The sequence below is a fragment of the Salmonella sp. 741265055_HSA genome (assembly GCF_046569525.1).
GTDB classification, from domain to species: domain Bacteria; phylum Pseudomonadota; class Gammaproteobacteria; order Enterobacterales; family Enterobacteriaceae; genus Salmonella; species Salmonella enterica.
On the sequence record NZ_JBKFSQ010000070.1, the window covers coordinates 1 to 6,377 of the forward strand.

The following is a 6,377-nucleotide window of genomic DNA, read 5'->3' on the forward strand; positions in this document are numbered from 1 at the left end:
GGGCCGAGTAATCCGTAGCCAACACATAAGCAACTTGAAGTATGAAGGGTATATACACATTCCTTCACAAATTATGCCGTTAAAATTCATCAACAATGCTTATCATCACCCACCAATATGAAAACCTTGTACTTATTGTTACCGTTACTCATACCCGGTGCAAAGTAATAGGGTTTTCTTGTAAGGAAAGCTAATACAAGAGATTGATATCTCTGCAATGAGATCGTATTTCATCATGATAAAATGTGACCTGACTCCTAAATTTTTAGTGACAGACGGTGAGTATCCCCCCTGCCAATAAGCTCTTTTTTGTGCGTCGTTTCAAGGAAAATTTAAGTTGAGATAATTAAAACGTGTGCTTAATAAAGCGTAATTTTGAATTCCTTACATTCCTGGCTATTGCACAACTGAATTTATCGCTCTATTATTAGCTCAACAAACCACCCCAATATAAGTTTGAGATTACTACAATGAGCGAAGCACTTAAAATTCTGAACAACATCCGTACTCTTCGTGCGCAGGCAAGAGAATGCACTCTGGAAACGCTTGAAGAAATGCTGGAAAAATTAGAAGTTGTCGTTAATGAGCGTCGTGAAGAAGAAAGCGCTGCTGCTGCTGAAGTGGAAGAACGCACTCGTAAACTGCAACAGTATCGTGAAATGTTAATTGCCGACGGCATTGACCCGAATGAACTGCTGAATAGCATGGCTGCCGCTAAATCCGGCACCAAAGCTAAACGCGCAGCTCGTCCGGCTAAATATAGCTATGTTGACGAAAACGGTGAAACTAAAACCTGGACTGGCCAGGGTCGTACACCGGCTGTAATCAAAAAAGCAATGGAAGAACAAGGTAAGCAACTGGAAGATTTCCTGATCAAGGAATAATTTACTTCCTGGATGCTTAAAATCCCGCCGCTGGCGGGATTTTTTTTGCCTGAGTTCTCCGCTAACGAACGCAGACATAAAAAAAGCGCCGGATTTACCAGCGCTTCTGTTAAAAAATTTATAACGTATCGTTACTTCTTAATACCCATTTCTTCTTCGAGCCAGGCTTTAAATTCAGCACCCAGCGAATTATGACGGATGCCATATTCAACGAATGCCTGCATATATCCTAACTTATTACCACAGTCATGGCTTTTGCCCTTCATGTGGTAGGCTTCAACCGTTTCTTTTTCGATCAGCATATCGATAGCATCGGTCAACTGAATTTCATCCCCGGCGCCCGGAGGGGTTTTCGCCAGCAACGCCCAGATATCCGCGCTCAACACATAACGCCCGACAATCGCAAGGTTAGACGGCGCGACATCCGCTTTTGGTTTTTCAACCACGCCAACCATCGGCACACTTTCACCCGGCGCCAGCTCAACGCCTTTACAATCTACCACGCCATATGCAGTCACATCGTCTACTGGCTCAACCATAATCTGGCTATTGCCGGTTTCGTCGAAACGGCGGATCATTTCAGCCAGGTTATCCTGAGACAGGTCGGACTCATATTCGTCAAGAATAACGTCTGGCAGAATAACAGCGACAGGTTCGTTTCCGACAACGGGATGCGCGCACAATACGGCATGACCCAGGCCTTTTGCCAGCCCTTGACGTACCTGCATAATAGTGACATGCGGAGGGCAAATAGACTGAACCTCCTCCAGAAGCTGACGCTTAACGCGTTTTTCCAGCATCGCTTCCAGCTCAAAACTGGTATCAAAGTGGTTTTCAATAGAGTTTTTAGATGAGTGCGTCACAAGCACGATTTCAGTAATGCCAGCAGCGATACATTCGTTCACGACGTACTGAATTAATGGCTTATCAACCAGCGGCAGCATCTCTTTCGGGATAGCTTTGGTCGCTGGCAACATCCTGGTTCCCAATCCCGCGACCGGGATAACGGCTTTTTTGACTTTCGAATTAAGGGCAGCCATTTAAAATTCTCCTGGACTGTTCATGTATTGAACGTGTTCATTAATCTGTATCGTGTTCCAGTATATCAGTACCAGAACAAGCCTCAGGTCCAAAAAGGACTTATATTGGTATAATTAAGACAAATACTTATAAATCTGCCGCAGATAGTAACACTCGTCGGGAAAGGCCGGTAAAGCAATTTCTGCCCGCGCTTTCGTTTTGGTCATTCCGCAGACAACATCAACCGCAAACGTCCTCCTGCGCCCCATATTTGACACTGCCATGAGTCGCAACGCTGGCTTAATTGGTTAAGGTAGGCGTTACCCAATGTTCCTAGCGGCACGCCGCTGCTGATTTGAACCTGATGAGCGCCCGTATTTAAGGTGGCGTTCAATCCGGCGGAGACGAGAATCAAATTTTTGAGCTCACTGTGATAGTAGCCGACAAATAGCGGGAATTGCCCTGGTAAATTAGCTTGTCTGAGCAGATGATTTACCTGTTTTAATAGCGCGCCTAACTCCGGTAAACGGTGCTTTTGTTGGCCGAGCTGATCCTGCAATAAGCCGTTAAATAGCGCCCGCAGCAACAATGCGGCTAACACGCCGTTATCGCCCGCCCGGGTGACATCCAGGCAATAAAATGCCAGTTCGTTATCAGATAGCGGCGCAATATCCAGCACCAGTCCAGGCTGATCGGCGGAGACGAGCTGCCGGTAATTAATGCGGCAATGGGAAATCACCTGCTGCACCGGGGGCTGCAATTCCTGCAACAATTGCGCTGCGGCGGTCGGATTACTCACCATTGCATCCCAGTCACGAAACAGGCGTTCTTCTTCTTCAACCCGCGAGTTAAACATATTAGGGTATAAGCAAGCGAATACGGTTTCCCGCAAGCGGTTGAGATCTTTTACCGGCTTCAGCAAGACATCTTCAACCCCAAGGCGTAACGCTTTGGCGATATCCGCCATATTTTCTGTTGCGGAAATAACCAGAATAGGCGTCTGGTCTCCGCGATTACGTAAGTTTTCTACCAGTTTGAGACCGTTCATTCTCGGCATAGCGATATCACATATCATGAGATCAGGGGTAAAACGCCCCATCAACTCCAGGGCATCCACCCCGTCGCCTGCCAATGCCGTTGTCGCTCCCAAAGAGGAAAACCACGAATCCAGAAGCGAGCGAAATACAGGCTCGTCTTCAACAATAAGAATCTGTTTTCCGACCAATGGCTGCGTCATGTTCTCTCCCCTGACTGGCTTTAATCAATAGTGGCATGGTATTGCCGCTTGCGCCTGTCAGAATTTGCTTAAGTGATCGTAAAAGGTACATTAAACGTCGGTACGCACCAAGGGTATAAGTTCGTCCATCTTTTTCTCTACGGCTAACTGACCCGCCGCAATAGCGGCATGGGCGCGATGAAAATCCAGCGTAGAGATTTGCGGACAGAATGGTTGAATGAGAATATCAGGCGGATCGCCAGCCATACGGTTACGTTTAAGACGATTTTCCAACACCTGAATGGAGGTTGTCATGATTTCCATTGCCCCAGGCGAACTCACGCCACAGCGTGAAGTCAGGCTACTGAAACGTTCTTTTAAACGCTTATGCCAGGGCAGCGCATCATCGCTCTCTTCATTGATATTCCCGACATTTACAGAGAGCAGATCTTGCTGCATGAGGTGGGCATCATGTTGCAGGTCTACCGCAATAACGATATCAGCCCCCAGCGCCCTGGTTAACGAAACAGGTACCGGATTAACGACTGCGCCATCTACCAGCCAGTAACCGTTATGCTCAACCGGAGACATCAGCCCTGGCATACTGCACGACGCGCGTACAGCAAGGTGTAGATCGCCTTCAGTAAACCATAGCTCTCGTCCCGTGCTAAGATTCGTCGCGACCGTGCCAAAACGTCTTGAACAGTGGTCAAAATCCGTGATGGGCATAATATCCCGATAGTGATTAAATACGCGTTCGCCGCGAAGCAACCCTCCTCTGCCCCAGGATACATCCATCAGGCGTAAAACATCCCAGTAGCGGAATGAACATACCCACTGTTCAAGCGCCGATAATTTATTACAGGCATACGCGGCGCCGACCAGTGAACCTATTGAGCATCCTGCAACGATATCAATATCAATGCCTGTTTGCTTGAGGGCTTTGATGACCCCAATATGAGACCATCCTCTCGCTGCGCCAGATCCCAGCGCCAGCCCTATTTTCATTTTTCTCATCGTACTTAACGACTTCCCCTGGCTTCAAGACGTAGCAACATCGCCACTGCTCAGTTAACATAATGCCACCCTGGCGTTCAACGCCGTTTTTATATTCAGGGAGATTATTGTGTCTCAGCCTTGTCCCTGTGGTAGCGCTGACGAGTATAGCCTATGTTGTGGTCGTATTGTGTCCGGAGAACGAGTAGCACCCGATCCGTCACATCTCATGCGCTCTCGTTATTGCGCTTTTGTGATGAAAGACGCAGATTACTTAATTAAGAGCTGGCATCCAACCTGCAATGCGGCCGCGTTTCGCGATGATATCATCGCCGGATTTGCCAATACCAGGTGGCTCGGCCTGACTATTTTTGAACATACCTGGTCAGAAGCAGAAAATACAGGGTATGTTAGTTTTATCGCGCGTTTTTCCGAACAAGGGAAAACCGGGGCGATTATCGAACGCTCTCGTTTTATCAAAGAAAACGGTCAGTGGTATTATATTGACGGTACCCGCCCGCAGTTGGGTCGAAATGATCCCTGCCCGTGCGGTTCAGGCAAAAAATTTAAAAAGTGCTGCGGCCAGTGACGCCTGACAGTATCGATACAGCAAACACTCTCAACAGGATTTTTCCGGCAATGCAATCACTACAACGTAAAGTTCTGCGTACTATTTGTCCCGATCAAAAAGGCCTTATCGCGCGGATTACCAACATTTGCTATAAGCATGAGCTTAATATTGTGCAAAACAATGAATTTGTGGACCATCGCACCGGACGCTTTTTTATGCGGACCGAGCTGGAAGGCATCTTCAATGATTCCACTCTTCTGGCCGATTTGGACAGCGCCTTACCGGAAGGCTCTGTTCGTGAACTCAATCCCGCCGGACGCCGTCGGGTAGTGATTCTGGTTACCAAAGAGGCGCATTGTCTGGGCGACCTACTGATGAAAGCCAACTATGGCGGGCTGGATGTTGAAATCGCCGCGGTCATTGGCAACCATGAAACGTTACGCTCGCTGGTTGAACGTTTTGAGATCCCTTTCGAACTGGTCAGCCATGAGGGATTAACGCGTGAAGAGCATGACACGAAGATGGCGGACGCCATTGATGCCCATCAACCGGACTATGTGGTGCTGGCCAAGTATATGCGTGTTTTAACGCCAGGTTTTGTGGCGCGCTTTCCGAACAAAATTATCAATATCCACCACTCATTCCTGCCAGCGTTTATCGGCGCGCGCCCTTATCATCAGGCCTATGAGCGCGGCGTGAAAATCATCGGCGCTACCGCGCACTATGTGAATGATAATCTGGATGAAGGTCCAATCATTATGCAAGATGTGATTCACGTCGATCACACCTACACCGCAGAAGATATGATGCGTGCCGGGCGCGACGTTGAGAAAAACGTATTAAGCCGCGCGCTGTATCAGGTTCTGGCGCAGCGGGTCTTTGTTTACGGCAATCGGACGATTATTCTTTAATCGTCAGTAATATGAATTGATTAGCTTTAATCCGTTACGGATGAAAAGTACGCAAACAGTTCATTTCAGGCAAAGGAATGCTTTACAGCGGCGTGTCATTTGATATGATGCGCCCCGCTTCCCGAAAGGAAGCGGGCCAGTATTAAGCATTACCCCGTGGTGGGGTTCCCGAGCGGCCAAAGGGAGCAGACTGTAAATCTGCCGTCATCGACTTCGAAGGTTCGAATCCTTCCCCCACCACCATTATTCACTACAGCGATGTAGTTAACTCGATGAGCAATGCAGAAGTTTGCACTTGTCGGGGAAGGGTGAGAACCTTCGATTAAGGTTCGACTCGAGCGAAAGCGAGAGAACGTTGCCAACGGCAACGGCCCGTAGGGTGAGGAGCGAAGCGACGAATAATCCTTCCCCCACTACCATCTTCAAGCTTTACCTACAATTTGAATTACCCCTGGTGGGGTTCCCGAGCGGCCAAAGGGAGCAGACTGTAAATCTGCCGTCATCGACTTCGAAGGTTCGAATCCTTCCCCCACCACCATCATGATCTTCAGAAAGCATCTAACCTTCATTCGACATCGGTTTGTCATAATTCTACCCATGTGGGGAAGGATGAGAAGCTTCGACTAAGGTTCGATTCGAGCGCAGCGAGAAAGCGTTGCCGTAGGCAACGACCCGAAGGGCGAAGCGCGCAGCGCTGAGTCATCCTTCCCCCACCACCATCACTCCCGTCGTGTATCTTATCCCCGTTAAGCACAGTGTCTCATATCTCTCTGTACGGG

Annotated in this window: 6 protein-coding genes, 2 tRNA genes and 2 other RNA genes; 7 read left to right on the forward strand and 3 right to left on the reverse strand. The window is 48.4% G+C overall.

All coding sequences use genetic code 11. The annotated features are described in order from the left end of the window. Positions 1–470 precede the first annotated feature (470 nt). Entirely contained in the window at positions 471–884 is a 414-nt protein-coding gene (gene hns, locus ACLD4K_RS21640; protein ID WP_001287383.1) for a histone-like nucleoid-structuring protein H-NS, read from the forward strand. Between the two features lie 131 nt (positions 885–1,015). Here the strand turns inward: hns and galU are convergent, their stop codons facing one another. The 3 genes from galU to rssA form a co-directional block, all read right to left on the reverse strand. Continuing rightward, positions 1,016–1,924: a UTP--glucose-1-phosphate uridylyltransferase GalU gene (galU, locus tag ACLD4K_RS21645; protein ID WP_094964749.1), complete on the reverse strand. Its 909-nt coding sequence runs from the start codon at positions 1,922–1,924 to the stop codon at positions 1,016–1,018. Between the two features lie 203 nt (positions 1,925–2,127). Then, entirely contained in the window at positions 2,128–3,141 is a 1,014-nt protein-coding gene (rssB, locus tag ACLD4K_RS21650; RefSeq protein ID WP_000193432.1) for a two-component system response regulator RssB, read from the reverse strand. Positions 3,142–3,231: 90 nt separating this feature from the next. Beyond that, complete coding sequence (gene rssA, locus ACLD4K_RS21655) at positions 3,232–4,137, reverse strand: patatin-like phospholipase RssA (protein WP_411012481.1); 906 nt, start codon at positions 4,135–4,137, stop codon at positions 3,232–3,234. 109 nt (positions 4,138–4,246) lie between these two features. On the opposite strand from rssA, the gene ACLD4K_RS21660 reads away from it, so the two are divergent. From ACLD4K_RS21660 to ACLD4K_RS21685, 6 genes are all read left to right on the forward strand, one after another. After that, complete coding sequence (locus tag ACLD4K_RS21660) at positions 4,247–4,705, forward strand: YchJ family protein (protein WP_001540172.1); 459 nt, start codon at positions 4,247–4,249, stop codon at positions 4,703–4,705. Between the two features lie 50 nt (positions 4,706–4,755). Then, on the forward strand, positions 4,756–5,598 hold the full coding sequence (gene purU, locus ACLD4K_RS21665) for a formyltetrahydrofolate deformylase (protein ID WP_001191156.1): 843 nt from the start codon (positions 4,756–4,758) through the stop codon (positions 5,596–5,598). Between the two features lie 158 nt (positions 5,599–5,756). Beyond that, a tRNA-Tyr gene (locus ACLD4K_RS21670) sits at positions 5,757–5,841 on the forward strand. 44 nt (positions 5,842–5,885) lie between these two features. Continuing rightward, positions 5,886–6,017: non-coding RNA, RtT sRNA (locus tag ACLD4K_RS21675), on the forward strand. A gap of 34 nt (positions 6,018–6,051) precedes the next feature. Beyond that, positions 6,052–6,136, forward strand: a tRNA-Tyr gene (locus ACLD4K_RS21680). A gap of 50 nt (positions 6,137–6,186) precedes the next feature. Next, positions 6,187–6,317: non-coding RNA, RtT sRNA (locus ACLD4K_RS21685), on the forward strand. Positions 6,318–6,377: the final 60 nt, after the last annotated feature.

Coding starts and splice junctions, on each gene's coding strand:
- galU (WP_094964749.1), bottom strand. CDS start 1,924: ATGGCTGCCCTTAATTCGAAAGTCAAAAAAGCCGTTATCCCGGTCGCG.
- rssA (WP_411012481.1), bottom strand. CDS start 4,137: ATGAGAAAAATGAAAATAGGGCTGGCGCTGGGATCTGGCGCAGCGAGA.
- purU (WP_001191156.1), top strand. CDS start 4,756: ATGCAATCACTACAACGTAAAGTTCTGCGTACTATTTGTCCCGATCAA.
- rssB (WP_000193432.1), bottom strand. CDS start 3,141: ATGACGCAGCCATTGGTCGGAAAACAGATTCTTATTGTTGAAGACGAG.
- hns (WP_001287383.1), top strand. CDS start 471: ATGAGCGAAGCACTTAAAATTCTGAACAACATCCGTACTCTTCGTGCG.